General features: G+C 37.1%; 16 protein-coding genes and 1 pseudogene. 9 read left to right on the forward strand and 8 right to left on the reverse strand.

Annotated elements, in window-relative coordinates; all coding sequences use genetic code 11:
• Positions 1-79: 79 nt before the first annotated feature.
• Positions 80-361, forward strand: a complete 282-nt coding sequence (gene groES, locus PQ456_RS05710) for a co-chaperone GroES (protein WP_069326136.1) — start codon at positions 80-82, stop codon at positions 359-361.
• Between the two features lie 85 nt (positions 362-446).
• Entirely contained in the window at positions 447-2,087 is a 1,641-nt protein-coding gene (gene groL, locus PQ456_RS05715; protein WP_273615274.1) for a chaperonin GroEL, read from the forward strand.
• Positions 2,088-2,231: 144 nt separating this feature from the next.
• Here the strand turns inward: groL and nagA are convergent, their stop codons facing one another.
• On the reverse strand, positions 2,232-3,371 hold the full coding sequence (gene nagA, locus PQ456_RS05720; RefSeq protein WP_420540643.1) for an N-acetylglucosamine-6-phosphate deacetylase: 1,140 nt from the start codon (positions 3,369-3,371) through the stop codon (positions 2,232-2,234).
• Between the two features lie 26 nt (positions 3,372-3,397).
• A complete protein-coding gene (locus PQ456_RS05725) occupies positions 3,398-4,183 on the reverse strand; it encodes a DeoR/GlpR family DNA-binding transcription regulator (protein ID WP_273615276.1) in 786 nt (261 codons plus the stop codon).
• A gap of 280 nt (positions 4,184-4,463) precedes the next feature.
• Here PQ456_RS05725 and cls point away from each other — a divergent pair, with 280 nt between their 5' ends.
• Entirely contained in the window at positions 4,464-5,918 is a 1,455-nt protein-coding gene (cls, locus tag PQ456_RS05730) for a cardiolipin synthase (RefSeq protein WP_273615277.1), read from the forward strand.
• A 94-nt stretch (positions 5,919-6,012) separates the two neighbouring features.
• Here the strand turns inward: cls and PQ456_RS05735 are convergent, their stop codons facing one another.
• From PQ456_RS05735 to PQ456_RS05745, 3 genes are all read right to left on the reverse strand, one after another.
• The gene (locus PQ456_RS05735) at positions 6,013-7,128 is read right to left on the reverse strand and encodes a PsbP-related protein (RefSeq protein WP_273615278.1); all 1,116 of its coding nucleotides are present in this window, start codon (positions 7,126-7,128) and stop codon (positions 6,013-6,015) included.
• Between the two features lie 208 nt (positions 7,129-7,336).
• Positions 7,337-7,654: a hypothetical protein gene (locus tag PQ456_RS05740; RefSeq protein ID WP_273615279.1), complete on the reverse strand. Its 318-nt coding sequence runs from the start codon at positions 7,652-7,654 to the stop codon at positions 7,337-7,339.
• 71 nt (positions 7,655-7,725) lie between these two features.
• Entirely contained in the window at positions 7,726-8,136 is a 411-nt protein-coding gene (locus PQ456_RS05745) for an Lrp/AsnC family transcriptional regulator (RefSeq protein ID WP_273615280.1), read from the reverse strand.
• Between the two features lie 118 nt (positions 8,137-8,254).
• Here PQ456_RS05745 and PQ456_RS05750 point away from each other — a divergent pair, with 118 nt between their 5' ends.
• Positions 8,255-9,016, forward strand: coding sequence for an MBL fold metallo-hydrolase (locus PQ456_RS05750; RefSeq protein ID WP_273615281.1), 762 nt, complete (start codon positions 8,255-8,257; stop codon positions 9,014-9,016).
• Positions 9,017-9,190: 174 nt separating this feature from the next.
• Here the strand turns inward: PQ456_RS05750 and PQ456_RS05755 are convergent, their stop codons facing one another.
• Complete coding sequence (locus PQ456_RS05755; RefSeq protein ID WP_273615282.1) at positions 9,191-9,967, reverse strand: sporulation protein; 777 nt, start codon at positions 9,965-9,967, stop codon at positions 9,191-9,193.
• 434 nt (positions 9,968-10,401) lie between these two features.
• Here PQ456_RS05755 and PQ456_RS05760 point away from each other — a divergent pair, with 434 nt between their 5' ends.
• The 3 genes from PQ456_RS05760 (at position 10,402) to PQ456_RS05770 (ending at position 12,941) form a co-directional block, all read left to right on the forward strand.
• Positions 10,402-12,090 carry a methyl-accepting chemotaxis protein gene (locus PQ456_RS05760; protein ID WP_273615283.1) on the forward strand — a complete coding sequence of 563 codons (1,689 nt, stop codon included), beginning with the start codon at positions 10,402-10,404 and terminating at the stop codon, positions 12,088-12,090.
• 191 nt (positions 12,091-12,281) lie between these two features.
• Positions 12,282-12,728: a NucA/NucB deoxyribonuclease domain-containing protein gene (locus PQ456_RS05765; RefSeq protein WP_273615284.1), complete on the forward strand. Its 447-nt coding sequence runs from the start codon at positions 12,282-12,284 to the stop codon at positions 12,726-12,728.
• A 54-nt stretch (positions 12,729-12,782) separates the two neighbouring features.
• Positions 12,783-12,941, forward strand: coding sequence for a hypothetical protein (locus PQ456_RS05770; RefSeq protein WP_161594229.1), 159 nt, complete (start codon positions 12,783-12,785; stop codon positions 12,939-12,941).
• A 132-nt stretch (positions 12,942-13,073) separates the two neighbouring features.
• Here PQ456_RS05770 and PQ456_RS22950 read toward each other — a convergent pair.
• Both PQ456_RS22950 and PQ456_RS05785 read right to left on the reverse strand, forming a co-directional pair.
• Positions 13,074-14,909: pseudogene (locus PQ456_RS22950) on the reverse strand (glycine betaine ABC transporter substrate-binding protein).
• Positions 14,902-16,104, reverse strand: a complete 1,203-nt coding sequence (locus PQ456_RS05785; protein WP_273615287.1) for a quaternary amine ABC transporter ATP-binding protein — start codon at positions 16,102-16,104, stop codon at positions 14,902-14,904. The pseudogene PQ456_RS22950 and the gene PQ456_RS05785 overlap by 8 nt, the downstream one beginning before the upstream one ends.
• A gap of 333 nt (positions 16,105-16,437) precedes the next feature.
• On the opposite strand from PQ456_RS05785, the gene PQ456_RS05790 reads away from it, so the two are divergent.
• Both PQ456_RS05790 and PQ456_RS05795 read left to right on the forward strand, forming a co-directional pair.
• Positions 16,438-16,992: a GbsR/MarR family transcriptional regulator gene (locus PQ456_RS05790; RefSeq protein WP_273615288.1), complete on the forward strand. Its 555-nt coding sequence runs from the start codon at positions 16,438-16,440 to the stop codon at positions 16,990-16,992.
• Between the two features lie 338 nt (positions 16,993-17,330).
• Positions 17,331-20,561 carry a S8 family serine peptidase gene (locus tag PQ456_RS05795; protein WP_273615289.1) on the forward strand — a complete coding sequence of 1,077 codons (3,231 nt, stop codon included), beginning with the start codon at positions 17,331-17,333 and terminating at the stop codon, positions 20,559-20,561.
• Positions 20,562-20,914 lie beyond the last annotated feature (353 nt).

A 20,914-nucleotide genomic window follows, 5' to 3' on the forward strand; every position in this document is an offset into this window, starting at 1 on the left:
AGGTGTCGAGTGCTAATTACATAAATAACAACCATCACATGAAACAAATCAATATATTATTTTAAGGAGGCTATTTTTCATGATCAAACCTTTAGGTGAACGTGTATTGGTAGAAGCGATCGAACAGGAACAAACAACTTCATTTGGTATTGTCCTTCCAGACTCTGCTAAAGAAAAGCCGCAAGAAGGCAAAATTATTGCTGTAGGTAGCGGTCAATTAAAAGATGGAGTGCGTATTCCTTTGGAAGTAAAAGAAGGCGATCGTGTCCTTTTCTCCAAATATGCTGGAACAGAGATTAAATTCGAAGGTAAAGAATATTTGATTATGAAAGAAAGCGATATTCACGCTATTCTATCTTAATACCAACGAATATACATTTACACAGTCGGTATACGCCGGTCTGTCATTATAATGATTTTAAAATATCAAGGAGGTAACTATTCTTATGGCTAAAGAAATTAAATTCAGTGAAGATGCTCGTCGCGCAATGCTTCGTGGTGTAGATGCTCTTGCAAATGCGGTAAAAGTTACATTGGGACCTAAAGGACGTAACGTTGTTCTTGAGAAGAAATTCGGTAGCCCGTTGATCACAAATGATGGTGTAACAATTGCAAAAGAAATCGAACTAGAAGATGCTTTCGAAAACATGGGAGCTCAATTAGTAAAAGAAGTTGCTACTAAAACGAACGATGTTGCTGGTGATGGTACAACAACAGCTACTGTTTTGGCTCAAGCGATGATTCGTGAAGGTCTTAAAAACGTAACTGCTGGTGCTAACCCTATGGTTATCCGTAAAGGGATTGAAAAAGCTGTTCGTGCTGCTGTTCAAGAATTGCAAAGCATTTCTAGACATGTGGAAGACAAACAGTCTATCGCTCAAGTAGCATCTATTTCTGCGGCTGACGAAGAAGTAGGTCAATTGATCGCTGAAGCTATGGAAAAAGTAGGTAAAGACGGTGTTATCACTGTTGAAGAATCTCGTGGATTCGCTACTGAACTTGAAGTCGTAGAAGGTATGCAATTCGACCGTGGATATCTTTCTCCATACATGATTACAGATACAGATAAAATGGAAGCTGTTCTAGAAAATCCATATATCTTGATCACAGACAAAAAAATCACAAACACACAAGAAATCTTGCCATTGCTTGAAAAAGTAGTACAACAAAGCAAACCATTGGTATTGGTTGCTGAAGATATCGAAGGCGAAGCATTGGCTATGCTCGTTGTAAATAAATTGCGTGGTACATTCAATGCTGTAGCTGTTAAAGCTCCAGGATTCGGTGACCGTCGTAAAGCTATGTTGCAAGATATCGCTGCTCTTACAGGTGGTCAAGTGATCACTGAAGAATTGGGTCTAGACCTAAAAACAGCAACAATCGAGCAATTGGGTACAGCACGCCAAGTACGTGTAACAAAAGAAAACACAATCATCGTAGACGGTTTTGGAGACAAAACGGATATCGATGCTCGTGTGAACCAAATTCGTTCCCAACTGGAAGAAACAACTTCCGAGTTCGACAAAGAGAAATTGCAAGAGCGTCTAGCTAAATTAGCTGGTGGCGTTGCAGTCATCAAAGTCGGTGCAGCAACAGAAACAGAATTGAAAGAGCGCAAACTACGCATCGAAGATGCTTTGAACGCAACTCGCGCTGCGGTTGAAGAAGGTATCGTATCTGGTGGTGGTACAGCGCTTGTGAACGTATATGCAGCAGTATCTGCTGTACAAGTGACAGGCGACGAGCAAACAGGCGTAAACATCGTACTACGTGCTCTTGAAGAGCCTATCCGCACAATCGCTGCGAATGCTGGACAAGAAGGTTCTGTAATCGTTGAGCGTCTGAAAAAAGAAGTAGTTGGTATTGGTTACAATGCAGCTACAGGCGAATGGGTAAACATGTTCGAAGCGGGTATCGTTGACCCGGCGAAAGTAACTCGTTCTGCACTACAAAATGCAGCTTCTGTAGCAGCTATGTTCTTAACAACAGAAGCAGTTATCGCTGACAAACCAGAACCTGCTGGCGCTGGTGGCGCTCCTGATATGAGCGGTATGGGTGGCATGGGGGGAATGGGTGGAATGATGTAAAACAGAAAAGAATCCTTGATATAAAAGGATTTTGAACTGTTTTATCATTATACTGACCATATTTCGACCATAATAAATTTATAAAAAAGAAGCTTCTCATTAGTTGCATAAACTTTTGAGAAGCTTCTTTTTTATGTAATACTATTATAATATTTGACCATCGATCATAGCCCATTGTACTTGAAAGTCATCATCCAGTAGCACAAGGTCTGCATCCATACCTACTGCAATTGCTCCTTTTTGCTGTAGACCCAGAATACGTGCTGGCGTAGTGGATGCCATCTGTACAGCATCTGTTAAAGAAATCCCTGTCTCAACCGTATACCGAAGTGCTTCGTTCATCGTAACTGTACTTGAGGCTAGCGTTCCATCATGTAATCTAGCCACACCATCGGTTACCGTTACATGGTGACCTCCAAACAGATAATGTCCGTCTCCCATCCCCATTGCTTGTAAAGCATCTGTAATCAAAACCATACCTTCAGCACCTTTTGAACGATGCATTAATCGAATAATAGCAGGATGCAAATGAATATGGTCTACAATCGCTTGAAGGCTAACATGTTCTTCTTCAAAAGCAGCTACCACTATTCCTGGATCACGATGATGGATCGGTCGCATCCCGTTAAAACAATGTGTAACATGACTTGCACCAGCTTCAAATGCTTTTTTAGCTTCTTCGTAAGTCGCATCCGAATGAGCAATAGATATAATAACACCTTGTTCTTTGAGAAATGAGATTAGTTCCATCCCTCCCGGTAACTCTGGAGCAATCGACACCATTTTAATCAGAGAGTCGGCTTCTTTAAAGATCATCTTCATTTCTTCTAGATCAGGATGACGCAAATACTTCTCATTTTGCATACCTTTACGTATTGGATTTAAATAAGGCCCTTCTAAGTGAATACCTGCGATCTTAGCGCCTACTTCATGACCGACGACACGTTTCACACTGTCGATCATCGCTAAAAGATCTTCAATCGTAGAACTGACAGAAGTAGCGAGAAACGAGGTACATCCTGTAGAAGCACATGTACGAGACACTTCTTGTATACTTTCTTCATGACCATCCATCATATCAAAACCATTGGCTCCATGGATATGAACATCGATCATGCCAGGGATTAACCGATGTCCTTTACAATCGATTTGTTGATATTCTCCATTTGTAGAAATAGGGGCTGTATCCATCTTTACAATTTTTCCATTTTGGATTCCTACATGAACAAGGGTTAAAGTTTCATTTGGAAGTACCAGTTCTACATTTTGCAAAATAGTATACATAGATATGCTCATCCTTATAATATGACTTAGTCATTATAATCTATTCCATGTTCATCCTCTTGATAAGTAATAACCGTAATATTGTTCTGACTAAGTATTTCTTTTAAAGGGTTAGGAACAGGCTGATTGGTAATTAAAATATCTACATAATCAAAATCTAATCGATAAAATGATTTACTTGTAAATTTAGTATGATCTACTACCACAATGACTTGATCTGATCTTCTAGCTATTTCCTGCTTTACCCGGGCATCTTCTTCATAAGAGTAGTAGATACCATCTGAACCGATAGCTACAGCCCCAATAAAAGCTTTATCTGCGCGAATCTGACTCAGTTTATCGAGAATAGAAGGACCAAATAAAGAACGGTTTTTCACATTTAAATAACCACCAAGCAAATAAATTTGCATATCTTCTCGATCTGATAAGATACCTACATTATCAATAGAGTGAGTAATAACGGTGAGATGTTGAGCTTTAATTTGTTCTGCGACAAATTGTACAGTCGTGGATACATCCAAAATAATCGTTTCATGATCTTGAATAAGTTGAGCGCCTAACATTCCAATGTTTCTTTTAGGTTCGGCTTCATCAATCAGACGATCTTGATAAGATAATATTTCTTTTTTTAATTGAGGTAATGAGACTCCTCCATGAGTACGGATCACGACTCCTTCTTGCACTAATCTAACAATATCTCTACGAGCTGTATCTTTAGATATTTCAAATTCAGTACATATTTCAGCTACGCTCATCGATTGATGCTGTTTTAAATATTCCAGTATTTTCAGTAATCGTTCTTCTTGATACATTGTAATCACCTCATGTAAGTAATATTATAGTTCTATTTAATGATATTCAAGTATAATTTTAAAATAATTAATGATTTATAAGTATTTTGGATGTTTTAATATGATAAAGTACGTCAAGGTTTAACATAATAGTGTAATTATGATGTAACAATGTAATATTTATTTGTGATTCATGACTTGAAGCTTTAAACTAACTATATTAGGATTATACATTCATACAAAGACGTGTTATTACGTTAATAGATGAAGTAAAAGTGACTTTATAAGAAGGGACGTACATATGGAATATGGAAATGTAGTCACACTAATCGTTTCAATCGTTACCGTCATTAATATTGCGTTGTCGATCGGATTTCTGTTTTTTGAGAAAAGAGATGCAGGCTATACATGGGCTTGGTTGATGATTCTCTTTTTTATTCCGATTGTCGGTTTTCTGGTATATATCTTTCTGGGGCGTAATCTTAAAAAGAAAAATTTCTACGGGCTTTCTGCGGAAGAACGCGGATTTGTACAAGCTGAAGTCGATAAGCAGTTACTCACACTGCAAGATAAGCAGTCTCCACAATTTCAGATTCCTTCCAAATATGATGAGTTAGTCACACTTAATCTTAGATCAACCAATGCTTTATTATCGAATGACAATGAGATCGTTATTTTCGACGATGGTCATATTAAGTTCGATGCTTTATTTCAAGATATTCAATCAGCTACCCAAGAAATCAATATCCAGTATTATATTATTCAACCCGATGTACTTGGCAAAAGATTAAGAGATGCTTTAACTCAAAAAGCTAAAGAAGGTGTAAAAGTAAGATTACTTTATGATGAAGTAGGTTCTAAGAAAATCTCAGGTTCCTTTTTTAAAGAGCTACGGTTAGCGGGTGGAGAAGTCGAAGTGTTTTTCCCTTCCTTTTTCAAATTAATTAACTTCCGTATTAACAACAGAAATCATCGCAAACTTTGCATTATTGATGGAACGATTGCGTATATTGGTGGATTCAATGTCGGCGATGAGTATCTTGGATTAGATCAAAAATTTGGTTATTGGAGAGATACCCATTTTAGAATAGAAGGCGATTCAGTTAACCATATTCAAGGCAGATTTATTCTAGATTGGCATCAAGCTCGCAAAGAACAAAAAGAAGATTATCATGAATTTGAATACCGTTCTGAAAAGCATCATGGTCATAGTATGATCCAGATCGTTTCCAGTGGACCTAACTCGGAGACAGAACATCTCAAAAATATGTATATTAAGATGATTTTATCGGCTAAAAAGAATGTCTATATTCAGACTCCTTATTTTATTCCAGATGCGAGCTTTATGGACGCGTGTAAAATTGCTCTTATCTCAGGGATTGATCTGCAAATTATGATCCCTAACAAACCAGATCATCCGTTTGTCTATTGGGCAACATGGGCACATGTAGGTACATTGCTGGATTATGGAGCTAAAATTCTTTTGTATGAAAAAGGATTTTTACATGCCAAAACGATTGTGGTGGATGAAGAAGTAGCTTCTGTAGGAACGATGAATATAGATTCTCGTAGCTTTAGGTTGAACTTTGAGATTAATGCGATTGTGTACGATGAGCAGATCGCGAAGAAACTGCATGATTTATTTGATCAAGACAGCCTGGAGAGTAGTGAACTTACATTAGAGCGTTACCAGAATAGATCATGGATCATCAAGTTTAAAGAAGGTATTTCCAGGTTGCTTTCACCTATTCTGTAAAAAATAACAATCAAGTGTCGATAATTAATATTGTTTGTATAACAAAAAAGCAATTTCTAGATAACCTCTAGAAATTGCTTTTATTTGCTTATAATTAATTTTTTTGGATAGTAGAAACAGTTAATAATACAGCATTCGTTGTTCCGCCACCAACATTCTCAAAAGAATAAGATGCTGTAGGCACACCTCTCATCGTAACATTATCTCCATCAAGTATGTCACCTGTAGAACCTTTATAAATGCCTACAATAGAATTATCATTTTCATCAGAGATGTGAATCGTTGCAACTGTACCATAAGCGGTTTCTTGTTCTTGAACTTGTATAATATCACCAGTAAGTGAAACCATAGTGTCTAAATAAGGATTGATATTTTTAAAAAGGTGTTTTGAAGTAATAGTAGAATCAACTTCCGCTTTAGCTAGCTTCTTGTCAGCAGCAGTAGTTGCAGGAAATAGGTTAGAATTGTCTACAATATAGTTATAGGTAGAATCATCCAGAGCACCATCTGCTACCACATTAGGTACAACTTCAGTCATCATATCAGCGGTTACTGTTTGAGCAGAGCTTGTTGCTTGTTCAGCAGTTACTTCATTATTTGTATTTGTTTCATCATTTAGTGTAAATGATTCAATCATTTGGTCAACCATAGCTTTTCCACCATTATCATATGAAGCTTTACCCAAACTTAAAGAAATAGCATAAAAATTTCCGTTGGAAGGAACCAAGTATTGAGTTAATACAACATTTTCTTTAGTTTCTGGTTGAGTATATTCGCCTACAAGAACTCCAGAGTTATTATCATTATCTTTATATTCAATTAATTTAAAGTTCTCCATGTATGTTGCACTTGTTTCATAAAACTTTATTAATTGTTCAGAATTAGCTTTAGCAGTAATATTGGAAGCTTCCATTGTTACATTTAGATTGTCAGCAAATTTAGCTTTGGGTGCAGGATCTACAAATGCTATTTGAACAGAAGGTTGATTGAGATTAGAAGTATCATATTCTTTCCAAGATGCAGGATAATCTATCGAAAATAGATCAGCATCATAAGTTTTGAATTCTGTGGTAGTTGCTTGTGCAGTTGTTGCAGATTCATTCGTTGCTACTGTGTTACTTTCGGTTGCTGGAGTAGCTTCTTTGTTAGCAGATCCACAAGCTGTTAAAGCTACAGATAGTAAAATGACTGGTACGATTTTTTTGTACATTTGAATAATAACCCCTTATATGTGTATTGTCTCATCGGCTGAGAATATAACTTGTGCCTTATGTCGGAAAATAAATATAGCCATGTATCTACAAAATATACATAACACTATCTTTATCGGCAAATTAAGGAAGAATATGAAGAGTAATTCTTTTTTATATTAGATATTACAAAAACAAGCGCACCCCAATACATGGAGTGCGCTTGTTTTATACAGATCGTATCGCTTCTATTAACTTAGAGCAATGAGGGGGAAGAGCGATTTCAGGAATTGTTGCTGAATACGTAAGATGAATGTTATGGATTTCAAAAATGATTCTAGCCGTTTCATTTAAGTAATAAATATATTTATAAGGAGTATCTTCTTCATCGTGATGAGTGGAGCAGTACAATAGAACTTTATCTTGATGAGTGGTTTGATGACCTGCTTCTAATAACGCAAGTTGTTCTTTTTGGATCAACTGATTCAACGTCTCTTGAATATAACTAGAATATTTTTCTTCTCTAACCATATAAAATTTAGACATAATATCAGCTCCTTTCATACTATAACTATTCTATCATAGGCTATAGATTTCTGTGCATACACGAAAGTTCTTTATTTATTGATAATAATCGATAATTTATAATTAACATGCTCATTTAATTGAATAAGAAATTTATCCAGTTCTTCATTAGATGGGAATTTACATTCTAGAATATAGCAACTGTCTCCGCTGATTTTATAATTATGGATCACATAAGGTTCTTGTGTTTTTAGAAAAGAAAGATAAGGCTGATGATGAGTACTTTTGGTGTAAATATTAATCAATGCATGAATAAAATACCCCATCTTGATCTGATTAATATTGATCGTATATCCTTCAATTATTCCACTAGCTTCTAGTTTTTCGACTCGTGCAGAAGCGGCAGGTCCGCTTAAATGTATTTTTGTTCCTAGTTCTTTCATAGAGATTCGACTGTTCTTAGAAAGCTCTTCTAGGATTTGCCTATCTGTGTTATCCAACATCTCTTTCAAATCCCTTCATTAATAAAGTCAAACAGCAAAAACACTTTATTTATGCCATGTATTTGCAATGTTTCAATAGTATACACTGTATGTAAATCAAACAAAAGGAGTTACACACATGAATATACAGCTCATACGCAACGCTACATTGATCGTCAACTATGCAGGAAAAAAGTTTCTAATTGATCCCTTTTTGGCGGAAAAAGGTGTGTATCCTCCGTTCCCAAATTCAGCAAGACAAGATCAACATAATCCGTTACAAAATTTACCTGTGCCTATAAATGACATTATCGACCATATCGACGCAGTGATTGTGACTCATTTACATTTGGATCACTGGGATGATACTGCCAAAGAAGTATTGCCAAAACACGTAAAACTGTTCACTCAAAACGAAGAAGATGCAAACAAAGTTCGAAGTGCTGGTTTTCAACATGTAGAGGTTTTGCAAGAAGATACTGTATTTGAAGGTATTCAATTGACCAAAACAAAGGGGGAGCATGGTAGAGGAGATCTGGTGAACCTTATGGGGCATGTATCTGGAGTAGTGTTTAAGCATCAAGAGGAGAAAACATTATATATAGCCGGTGATACGGTATGGTATCAGAGCGTAGAAGAAACGATTCATACTCACAACCCGGAAGTGATTGTAGTGAATGCAGGAGCCAATCAACTCCTGGAAGGTGGGCCAATCATTATGGACAAAGAAGATGTGTATGAAGTTCATCAAGCAACACCGACTGCAACGATCATGGCTGTTCATATGGAAGCAGCGAACCATTGGGGACTATCCAGACAAGAATTGAGAAGATTTGCCGCTGAAAAAGATTTCTCTTCTCAACTATTAGTGCCAGAAGATGGAGAAGCATACACATTATAAGATTAGCAATGATAGGAATAGAGGAACTTTACTATTGGAAGTATTCACACCTCTAATCACGTTAGATCAAAAATTAGAAGCGATTAAGTAAAAAAAGGACGATCTACACCAATTTGCGTAGATCGTCCTTTTAAGTTTGCTTATATTTTATCAATGCTTAGCAATGTCTGCTTATTAACGACTTTGCTTAATAATTAAATTTTCTAATTTGTCTGCGATATATTCTGCGCCACGATTTAATTCACTTTCACGCAGTTCTAACCATGCATGACGCTCATCCATATCAAATGCTTGAGCGAATAATCCACCTAGTCCGCGTCCACGGCGATCCACTTCAACCAGTACTTGTAGTCCATGAGGTTCTAGGCGCATGACTAATTCTAATTCGGTAATCCGATTACTAAATTCGCGTCCTGGTGTAAATTCAAATTCTTGTACGAACGGTACACCATAACGAGAACGGGATAGATATTCTACTGATGAACTGTGGAAATGGAATCCTAACAACTCGGTAGCATGGAAGACGGTATCCATATAAGGGTGAGGATGAACGGTAATATAATCGTGATCGGTCGGATCAAGGCTCATGCCAATATCTAGTCCGGTATGCAACCATACTTTTTGACGATCAAAAGTAATAGGAGTCTGAGACGGTAAAATAAAGGAGAACGGGATTTCTAACTTTTGTCCTTTTTTCACAATCATTTCGTCAGACACTTTGTATTGAGCCATCGCATATTGTACATGTTCTTTTTTCTCATCATGTTCACGAATATATTCAGTCATCACTTTAATATAGATATTACCAACTTCTTGATCGACGTTACCGCCTTGAATATGAACCACTCCGTTAATATCTTCGTTAGGATAATACTCTGTACGCTCTAAAATAGTATCGATTTTGGCAGCGCCTACGCCTACACGAGCAAGCATTTTATTAAAGAATGACATTGGACATTTCCCCTTTTGTATAATAAATTGCTAATTCAGATATGAACATATACGGCAAATTCATATAGACGTTTCTTATTTTTTATAAAATGTTGTGATCTGTTCTTTTAATATCCAAAATTATTCGACAAATATAAGTGAGTAACCATGTTTCATCTATTATAAATATAGGTATTAAGATGTAGGCTTAAAGTTTATTACTAATTGAGAAAAGGAGTAATAAGTTGGAAATATTAACTATAAAGGATTGAGAATGTATTTCAAGAAAAATAAATAATATATAAAATGCGCAAAATGTCGTTTTTTATCGAAAAATAGGTACAAATGCTTATGTTACATATCGTGATTCAACCGATAATAATATTATTAATGATTTCCTTAAATTGTAATTTTGAATTGTGGACAATTGATATAAAAGTAGAGGAGTATGCTAAATGAATATTAAACAGAAATTATCAGGGGTTTTTTCTATTATGATACTTATCGTTTTGCTTGTAGGCGCTATTGGAGGATATGAAGTTCACACCGCAAGTAAAAATTATCAAAATTTGCTTAATGGACGAGTACAGACCATATTAGCGATTAAAGATCTTCGTTATTTGGCAGGCGATCAGACGAAATATTTAAGAGGATATTTACTTACAGGGGATACCAATCAGTTAGACATGTTCAAGCAGAACAAAGAAAAATTAATTGCAGATATTGCTACATGGCAACAAAAGTTAGCAGACGATTCCAAAGCTTCGCAAATGTTACAAGAATTATCTGATCTTGAAACGCAATATGGTGGTATTACAGATCAACTTATCGTATACAAACAACAAAATAATGTAGCCGCTTATACAAAAATGGTACAAGAACAGTGTGTTCCAATGGCATTATCTTTAGCAGATAAAGCACAACAAATGGAAGAATATCATGCTAACCTATTAAAAGAAGCACAGGTCGAAACGAATAATAGTGCAAATGTAACATTGTATACTTTAATGATTATCAGTGTGATTGCTGTGATTGTTGGTATTCTAATTGCATACTTCGTTATCCGTATGTTCTCTAAACCAATTGCTCTTGTCGCTGAAGGTGCTAAAGAAATCGCTCATGGTAATTTAACGATTGCTGATCTTCAAATTACAAGTAAAGATGAATTGGGACAAATGGCAACTTCGTTTAATGAGATGAAAAATAATCTACGTGGATTGATGCAAGTTATCGGTTCTAGTGCAGAGCAGATGGCTGCGGCTTCAGAAGAATTAACAGCGACATCCGAAGAATCTGTAAAAACAGCAGATGAAGCTACAACTACTGTAACAGGAATCTCATCTTCGGCAGGACGTCAATTACAACAAGTCATGGATAACCAACAATTGTTAGAAAAAAATACAAACAATATTTATCGTATTGCTGAATCTGTAGCATTAGTAGCTGACTCTTCTTCCAAAGCATTGAGTGATGTAGAACATGGTGGAAGCAATGTAGAGCAAACTGTATTACAAATGAAAAATGTAGATCAGACTGTACAAGCAACAGCTACAGCGCTTTATGAATTAGCAGAGCAATCGAAAGAGATCGCTACGATTGTACAAGTGATTCGTGATATCGCTGGACAGACTAACTTGCTTTCTTTGAATGCTTCGATTGAAGCTGCTCGTGCAGGAGAACATGGTCTTGGATTCGCTGTTGTTGCGAGTGAAGTGAAAAAACTTTCTGAATATTCAAATGACTCAGCTAGACAGATCAACGAAAAGATCGAAGATATTATTCAAAGAACTTCTCATGCTGTAAGTAAAATGGAAGAGGGCGCCAAAGAAGTACAAAGTGGTACTCAAGCTGTACAACAAATGGGTACTATTTTCCAAAATGTACAAAGTGCGATCCAGCTTGTTACAGAACAGGTACAAGAAGTGTCGGCGGCATCTAATCAAATTTCATCCAGTTCGTCTAAAATTCTAGATTCTGAGCGTCAAATTGCAGATCTTTCTCAACAAATCACGTCAGATTCTAAAGAAGCAACACAAGCTTCAACGATCCAATTAGAATCTATGCGCGAAATCTCCAATGCAGCAGAATCGTTAAGCCATCTATCTATGGAATTGCAGAGTGAAGTTGCCAAGTTCCGCGTATAAGATTAGATTCAATAGATAAATAAGTAAGTAAAAGATAACAAAATTCTTCTATATAGAAGATGAACTGATGATACAGAGTTCGTCTTTTAGATAGAAGAATTTTGTGTTTTTTTCTATGATGAAACGTCTGTTCCTATTTTCTAAGATGACAGGGTATAATAAGGAGATCAGAACAACAGGAGGAACGATTGATGTCTTCTAAAAAAATATGGGGATTTGTGGTTACTGCGATTCTAGCAGGGGTTATTTATCTAGTGAATGGACATGTTGATCTAGGCGGGATACTGAATCCTAACCAAGCATCAAATGGACAAGCTGATTATACCCTTGTTGTGCCTGCTGATCGTTATCCTAAGACCGCAGCTCACATTAAAGATGCTATAGCAGAAGGACATTCTGCGATCTGTACGATAGATCGTGGGGGCGCCAAAGCGAATCGTCAGCTATCTTTGCGAGGAATAGCTACCAAAAAAGGCTATGATCGAGATGAGTGGCCTATGGCAATGTGTCAGGAAGGTGGAGAAGGTGCAGATATTCGTTATATCAAACCTTCAGATAATCGCGGCGCAGGTTCATGGATAGGTAACCAATTAGACAATTATTCAGATGGCACAAGGGTATTATTTGAGGTAAAATAAGATAAGGATTGATTAAAAATTCGTTATTGAAAATTTATAAAGGAGGAATACCTGATGGGAACTTCTATTTTGCCGGCTGTGTTGCCTTTATTTATGGAATTTAATGCACACACACCTTACATTTTATTGTATGCAGTAATGATAGTAGTAGCTTGTATTGCTTTTGGATTGTGGGTTAAAAAACTTAACGATACCAAAGATGATCCAGAATAAGCTTCAATCGATATAGACTGCTATTGTAATGCATTAAAAAAGCTATCTTTGAAATCACTGACGATTTCAAAGATAGCTTTTTTTGTCTTTCTATTTAAATGCTATAAGATTAAATGTTATCAAAGGTAAAGATTATTTAGCAGCAGCTTGAGGTTGCAAATCTTCAATCGAATCCACATTTACATATTTAGGAACAACAAGACCTACTTTGACACCGGTCATATTAGGACCAAGATCATCCAGTTTGTCTTTGTATTTTTCCCAATAGTCAGCATGTGTGAGTGGTAACCAAGCAGCTACAGTAGCATCTGCATCACCATTAGCAACACCAGTGAACATAGGGCCTGCTTCTACTTGTAGAGCAGTGACTTTATAACCTAATTTATTTTCTAAAATATATTTCATAAGATTGGTACTTGCGATTTCAGAATCCCATGCTACATAACTTAGTGTTAATGTATTACCGTTCGCTTTTTTCAAGCCTTTCGTCCATTCATCTACACGATCAGCATGAGCTTCAGCCCAATCTTTAGCAGCTACAGCAGGATCAGTACCTGCTTGAATCGCTACCATCATTTCACCCATTTCATCAGAACTCCATTCGAAACGGTCTAAAAATTGGTAAGCTGTTGGATCATCTTTTTGCAATCCTTTACGAGCAAGGGTATGAATTTCTTCAGCATCTCCGTATGATTTCTTCGGATCATCTAAATATTTAAGATCATACTTGCTGAACATCCAGTGTGGTGTCCAACCTGTAATAATAATAGGCTCTTCATTTTTGATTGCTTTATCCAGTGTAGCTGTCATCGCTGCACTAGAACCTTCAACCAATGTCCAGTCTGTTAATTTATAATCTTCAATCGCTTTGTGTGTAGCTTTCATTATGCCTGCGCCTGCATCGATACCGATAATTTGGTAACCGACTTGATCGCCAATAGCATCGGAGCTATTGGTTGTTTTACTGCCCGGGAACGATGGAAATGGTTGACGGTTCGGGTTACAGGCAGAAATGATCATGATCAATATAATACAGGAGAAAAGCAGCAAGTTTTTATGCTTTTTCATGCGTATAATTCGCCCCTTTTATTCATATTTTCAAATGTTGCTGTTGTAGTTAGTGAGTTACTATTAAGCGCGTTGTTTGCGACCGCTTTTGAATAAGCTCTGAGAAAGACGGTCAAGTACGATAGCAAGTACAACAACAGCTAGACCTGCTTCAAAACCTTCACCGATTTTAAGTTGTCCTACAGCACGGTATACAACAGCACCGATACCTTGAGCACCGATCATTGATGCGATAACAACCATAGATAGAGATAACATAATCGTTTGGTTAATACCTGCCATAATTGTTGGTAATGCTAATGGCAATTGAACTTTAAATAATTTCTGTCCACCGGTTGACCCAAATGCGTCAGCCGCTTCTACTAATTCTTCAGAAACTTGTTTGATTCCCAAATGAGTCAGGCGAATCGTTGGTGGAATAGCGAAAATAACAGATGCAACTACACCAGGCACAACACCTAGACTGAAGAATGTTACAGCCGGTAGCAAGTATACGAATGCTGGCATCGTCTGCATAAAATCAAGTAACGGTGTAATGATCTGTGCAGCTAATTTGCTAGAACCACACATAATACCTAGTGGAACACCGATGATAATGGAGATCAGAGCAGACGTGATAACAAGACCTAATGTATTCATCGTTTCTGTCCAATATCCCAGATTGTAAATTAGTAAAAATCCAAGTGCTGAGAATATAGCGAGCGACCATCTATTCGCGATATAACCGAGTATACCGACAATGATGACGAATAAGAACGGGTGTGGCAACATAAAGAAATACGTAAAAATATCGACGACATAACTAATGATGTTAGATACGCCTTTAAAAAATCCTGCCCAGTGCAGGCTCAGCCAATCTACTAACGTTTGAATCCATTGTGCTAAAGGAATCTTAGGCATATTCATTCACCTCTCCATTATCTACTTCGCCGGCAAGTGCACCAAGTAAGGCTCCACGAATCAATACACCTGTTAAGCGATCACGTTCATCTACTACAGCAACAGGCAATTTAGCTGTGCTGACTAATTCAAACAACTCATTTAGCATGCGTTCCGGTTCAACTTGAGGCACATCGCGAATTAAGATGTCTTCTAGTTTTTGTTGTGTTTTCATCGCTGTTACAGCATCTTCTGCAGTAATAATACCGAGTAATTTTTTGGAACGATCTATTACAAATAAATTAGATACACCACGTTCACGCATCAATTCAAGCGCTACACGAGGTCCACGATCCAATGTAATTGTTTCTGGTCTGCGCATGACATGAGCAGCAGTTAATACTTTAGACAAATCAACGTCTTCGACAAAGCGTGCTACATACGAGTTAGCAGGCTGAATCATAATTTCTTCCGGTGTACCGATTTGTACAACAGCTCCGTCTTTCATAAGAGCGATGCGATCACCGATACGAAGCGCTTCATCCAGATCATGCGTAATAAAGATGATTGTTTTTTTCATTTTGTCTTGCAATTCAAGTAATTCATCTTGCATATCACGACGAATCAGTGGATCTAGGGCACTAAATGCTTCATCCATCAAAAGAACTTCAGGATCATTTGCTAGAGCGCGTGCTAGACCTACACGTTGTTGCATACCACCACTTAATTCATCAGGCATTTTGTTTTCCCAGCCTTTAAGTCCAACCAATTCAAGAGAAGTCTCTGCTTTGGTACGACGTTCAGCTTTAGCGACTTTTTGAATTTCAAGTCCATACTCCACATTTTCGAGAACACTACGATGAGGGAATAAAGCGAATTTTTGAAATACCATACTGATTGTTTTGCGACGCACATTGCGAAGTTGTTCTTTATTCATTTTGCGAAGGTCTTTACCATTCACCAGAATTTCACCGGATGTAGGTTCGATCAGACGATTGAACATACGAACCAATGTAGATTTACCGCTACCGGACAATCCCATAATAACAAAAATCTCGCCTTCTTCAATTTCCATATTTACACGATTGACACCAACAGTAATCTGTTTCTCTTTCGCCATTTTTTCTTTCGTCCAGCCTTGATCCAATAATTTGGCATTTTGTTCTGCATTAGGACCGAACAACTTACTTACATTTTTGATTTCTAAAATAGACACTATTTGTCACCCCTTTTATATAGTAGGAAGATAAAGATGAAAAACATTATATTTACAGAAAATAAATGATTATTTTCATCATTTGCAAACCAACGAGATTCATTGTAACAAATATAAGTTTGCAAATCAACCGTAAAACCCGTATATTTAGTATGTACAGAAAAAACTGTACAGAAAGTTTATATGGAATACTTTAATATTCTCTCATATACTCACCGATGCTATTCATTTTGAAACTTTACTTTTGACAATATCTTTTTTAAAATGATTTAGGAAACTTAAAATTCAGATCATAAAGAATAAACTGTATATATAGAATAGGAGTGTGCAAGCATGAGCTTGGACCAATTAAATGAATCACAGCAAGAAGCAGTAGAGAAAGTAAGAAAACGAGTTATTGAAGTGATAGGACGCAATATGGATTTGTATGGAGTCACATTATCGACAGGACATTTATATGGCATGCTCTTTTTTGCAGACAAGCCTATGACTTTAGATGATATGGGAACAGAAATGGCAATGAGCAAAACAAGTATGAGTACCGGTATTCGTAATTTATTAGATTTACGTATGGTCAATAAAGTATGGGAAAAAGGATCACGTAAAGACTTATATGAAGTCGAATATGATTGGTACCAGACATTTACGGATTTCTTTGCAATCAAATGGCGCAAATCGGTAGAAAGTAATATTTTAGTATTACGCAAATCGATCAAAGAAATCGATAAATTGATTGTAGAGTTGGATAGCGAGTCACCTGCTACAGAAGTATTGAACAAAGATAAAGAAAAAATGGAAGAAGCGGTTCGCTATTATATGTGGTTAGATCGATTGATTGATCTGATGGAAGAAGGACAGATTTTCGATTTTGTGCCTAAAGAAGAATAGAATAGTGAGCTATAAAATAAAACCACTTTCACCTATTGATCAGGTAAAGGTGGTTTTTTGTTTTAAATATAAGTAACAACTAATACAAGTAATCATTATTTTATTTACTTAGAATATAATTATCCAAATATAACTATCAAAACATTATACATATTTATATATTAGGTCTGGTCGATCATGGTATCTGATGGTAATATAACTTTGTATTACAAAATTGGCATAATAAAAAAGCAAATAAATCTGTATTTGCAAAGTGGTTGTGACGTATTTCTAATTTATGTCAAACGATTATAAGGAAAAAATAAGTGAACGTTAGTCACTGAAAAGAGGGATATCATTTGAATAAAGCCAAAGCTATGCGTACCTGTTCTATGATTACACTAACAGCATTACTTACCGTAAGTACTTTGTTATCGCCGACCCGTTCTTTTGCTGCTGAAGTAGGCACGATCACTTCTCCGTATGAATTAACGTCAACTGCGAATCGATCATTACTGCATTCGTCTGCTGATTCAGCTCCAATCATTTCGCCTAATATCAATGTAAAATCCAATCAGATCATTCGTGTGATTGTACAGCTAAATAATGAACCTGTTGCTGTCAATCAATATGAAGCTGATAAAGGAACACCAAGTTTAACCACTTCATCTATAGAAGATAGACAAGTAATGGCGTCTACAGCTACAACGATAGATTCACAGCAGTCTAATTTTAGTGCTGCTGCTCAAGCTAAAGGAATTAAGATGACTGTCAATTATCGCTATAACACTGTACTAAATGGAATGGAGATTTCTATACCTGCCAATCAGATTCCTACATTGGCTGAAATTCCAGGGATCAAGTCGATTTATGAAAATAATAATTATTATACGATTCCTGTGCAGGAACCAACTTCGCTTACTGCAACAAGTGCTACATATGATGCTTCACCGCTCAATCTTATCGGCGTTCCGTTAGCCTGGCAAAAAGGGTTAACCGGTAAAGGGGTCAAAGTCGGTGTTATTGATACGGGTATTGATTATGAACATCCTGATTTGAAAGGCGCTTATAAAGGAGGATATGATTCAGTACATCATGATAATGATCCTTATGAAGATCCTCCTTTATCTATAAAAGACGATCCGCAAGGATTAGGATTTGCAGGTACATCGCATGGTACACATGTATCCGGTACAATCGTTGGTCAAGCGGCGAATCAGACCAGTGAAATTGTGCAAAAAGGAGTCGCTTATGATGCTGAATTGCATGTCTACAAAGTATTAGGACGTGATTCGCAGACTGGACGCTCTACAGGTACAACCGCGCAAATTATCGATGGAATTGAACATGCTGTTAAAGATCACATGGATGTTATTAATTTGTCGTTAGGTACAGATGCAGACAAAGACGTCAATTCTCCAGATGTGATTGCTATTAATAATGCGGTATTAAGCGGTGTCGTGGTCGTGGTTGCGAACGGCAATGCAGCGGCGCCAGGCTCATACTATTATTCGCTAGGTTCTCCAGCTAGTTCGCCATTAGCGATTTCTGTAGGAGCTTCTACCGTTCCCGGCACTCAATACCAAGCGACTGTTACCGCTTCTGTATATGGCGCGGATACAGTTAGTAAAGATACGTATGCACAAAGTTATCCATTAAATGCGATCGCATGGCGCACCAAACAAGATGATTTCGCTCAATATTTGGGAGAAACTTCGTATCAAGGTGTATATGTTGGCTTGGGATTGGATGATGATTATAAAGGCAAAGATGTACAAAATAAAGTGGTGTTAATGTCACGCGGAGGTTCTAAATTTACAGACAAAATCACACTTGCCAAATCCAAAGGAGCCAAAGCGGTTATTATTTTCAATGGTGATGCTCAAGTCAATGATTCCACTGTAGCTGACTTATCCGAACATATCGCAGGGCGAGACGGAAATATCGGAAGTGGAGCTTATATTGGAGATGGGTATCCTTATATTCCGAGCTTTGATATGGCAGGACAAGCAGGACGTGCATTAGCAAGAAAAGTTGTGAAATCTCCGGCTACACCATTAACATTTACATTTGGCAATCAGTATCCCAAAACATCTTCAATAGGAGATACGATAGCTGATTTTAGTTCTCGCGGCCCTAATCAAGATGGATTGCTTGGAATTAAGCCGGATGTGGTTGCGCCAGGTACCAATATTGAATCCACATTTCCAGCGTACGGCAAATTTATTAAAGATGCTTCGTACAAAGAAGCTTATTTGCGGCAAAATGGAACAAGTATGGCTAGTCCTCATGTAGCCGGATTAGCGGCTTTGTTAAAACAAGAACATCCTGACTGGACTCCTTTTGATATTCGAGCAGTACTAGCGAATACAGCGACACCACTCAAAGACGCAGAAGGTACTTTATATGATGTCTATTCTCAAGGAAGTGGACGTGTCAATGTAGTAGATGCTGTCTATTCTCCGGCTGTTCTTGAAACGGTAGAACCGATTACAATTTTGGATAAAGAATTGAAAAAGAAAACAGTGACGAATTATGGTTCGTCTGCTGCTTTTGGCGTAATCACAGCAGGTGGAACAGAACAATCCAAAACATTACAGATCAAAAATACATCGACAACCAGTATTCAATATCAAGCCAGTGTACACATGAATCCAAGCGTTACTTCAGACCCGTATCAACCTGTATCCACACCGGATGTAAGCCATATCGCTACAAGGTTAAAAGGAACAAATCCAGACGGTTCGATTGTAGTGAGCGGCAAATCAACTAAAGAGTTTGCTCTGGCCGTTCAACCGGATGCTACAGCCGTAACAGGAGATTATGAAGGAGAAGTGGTATTAACTGCGAATGGGTATCCTACATTGCATTTACCATTTGTTCTCCATGTAGGAACCAGTCTTCCTGATGCTGGTCTAGGAATACAAGAAGTGACATTAAGTGATCGAAATGTTCGTTTGAATGGCAAGCAAGATAGTATAGATGTCGGTTTTCATTTGACAGCTACCGATTCCAATGTAATGGAATTGAATGTATATGATATGAACGATGTTGCTCAAGGAACACTGGCGCAGGTCGTACAACCTGTTACAGATGAAGGATATCCGCTATACAAGCCAGGGTATTATAACTTTAATAATATCGATAATGTAGTAATGGTAGCTGATAATAACGGAACTTCGCTGAAAGTACTTCCACCGGGACAATACAAATTAGAATTAGCTGTATATCATGTGAGCCCACAAGGTGTGACCGATCCTGAGTCGGTTCATCCTGCATATTCATCTTATCGGATTACAGGAACAGAGAAAGATCGGATTCATACTGCTGAACAACCATTTCGTTATATTCTGGATGGGCAACAGGTAATCGCCAAGCCAGTAATTGCACTCAACGATACAGATCGCATCACCTACAAAGTATTATCTTCAAGCGATGCGAAGTATGTAGACAACAACGGAACACTTTTAAAATATCCAACATCTGGATCGCGTATCGTCAAATTAAATATTCAGATTCAATCAGTAGCAGATCCTACCGTCAAAACAACAGTCAAAGCATTGATCAAAATCAAAGCAAATGCCAAATAATTAAAAGCTGTAAATAGCACTTGTTAAGACAAAAAGAACCTTTCATGTAGAAACTAACAAAACCGTCAGGTAAGTTAGTCCGATATGGAAGGTTCTTTTTTATTCCATTTAATGTAATATATATATAATTAATGGGTAAAGATTGATAAAAAATCATTATTTCATTATAACTAACGCAAATTTTGTCTATAGATGGATAAAATATCTAGCCACTGGTTAATTCAGGTGGTAATATAATTTTATGTTACAAAATCTTCCTCACATTCTTCGTAAAGGAGGTTACTATAGCTCACACAAAAAGTAAGATGTTAACGGTTTAATTCTGGGGCTACTTTCAAGTTCGGTAAAAAAAT

It is taken from the genome of Paenibacillus kyungheensis, from assembly GCF_028606985.1.
Lineage (GTDB): Bacteria > Bacillota > Bacilli > Paenibacillales > Paenibacillaceae > Saccharibacillus > Saccharibacillus kyungheensis.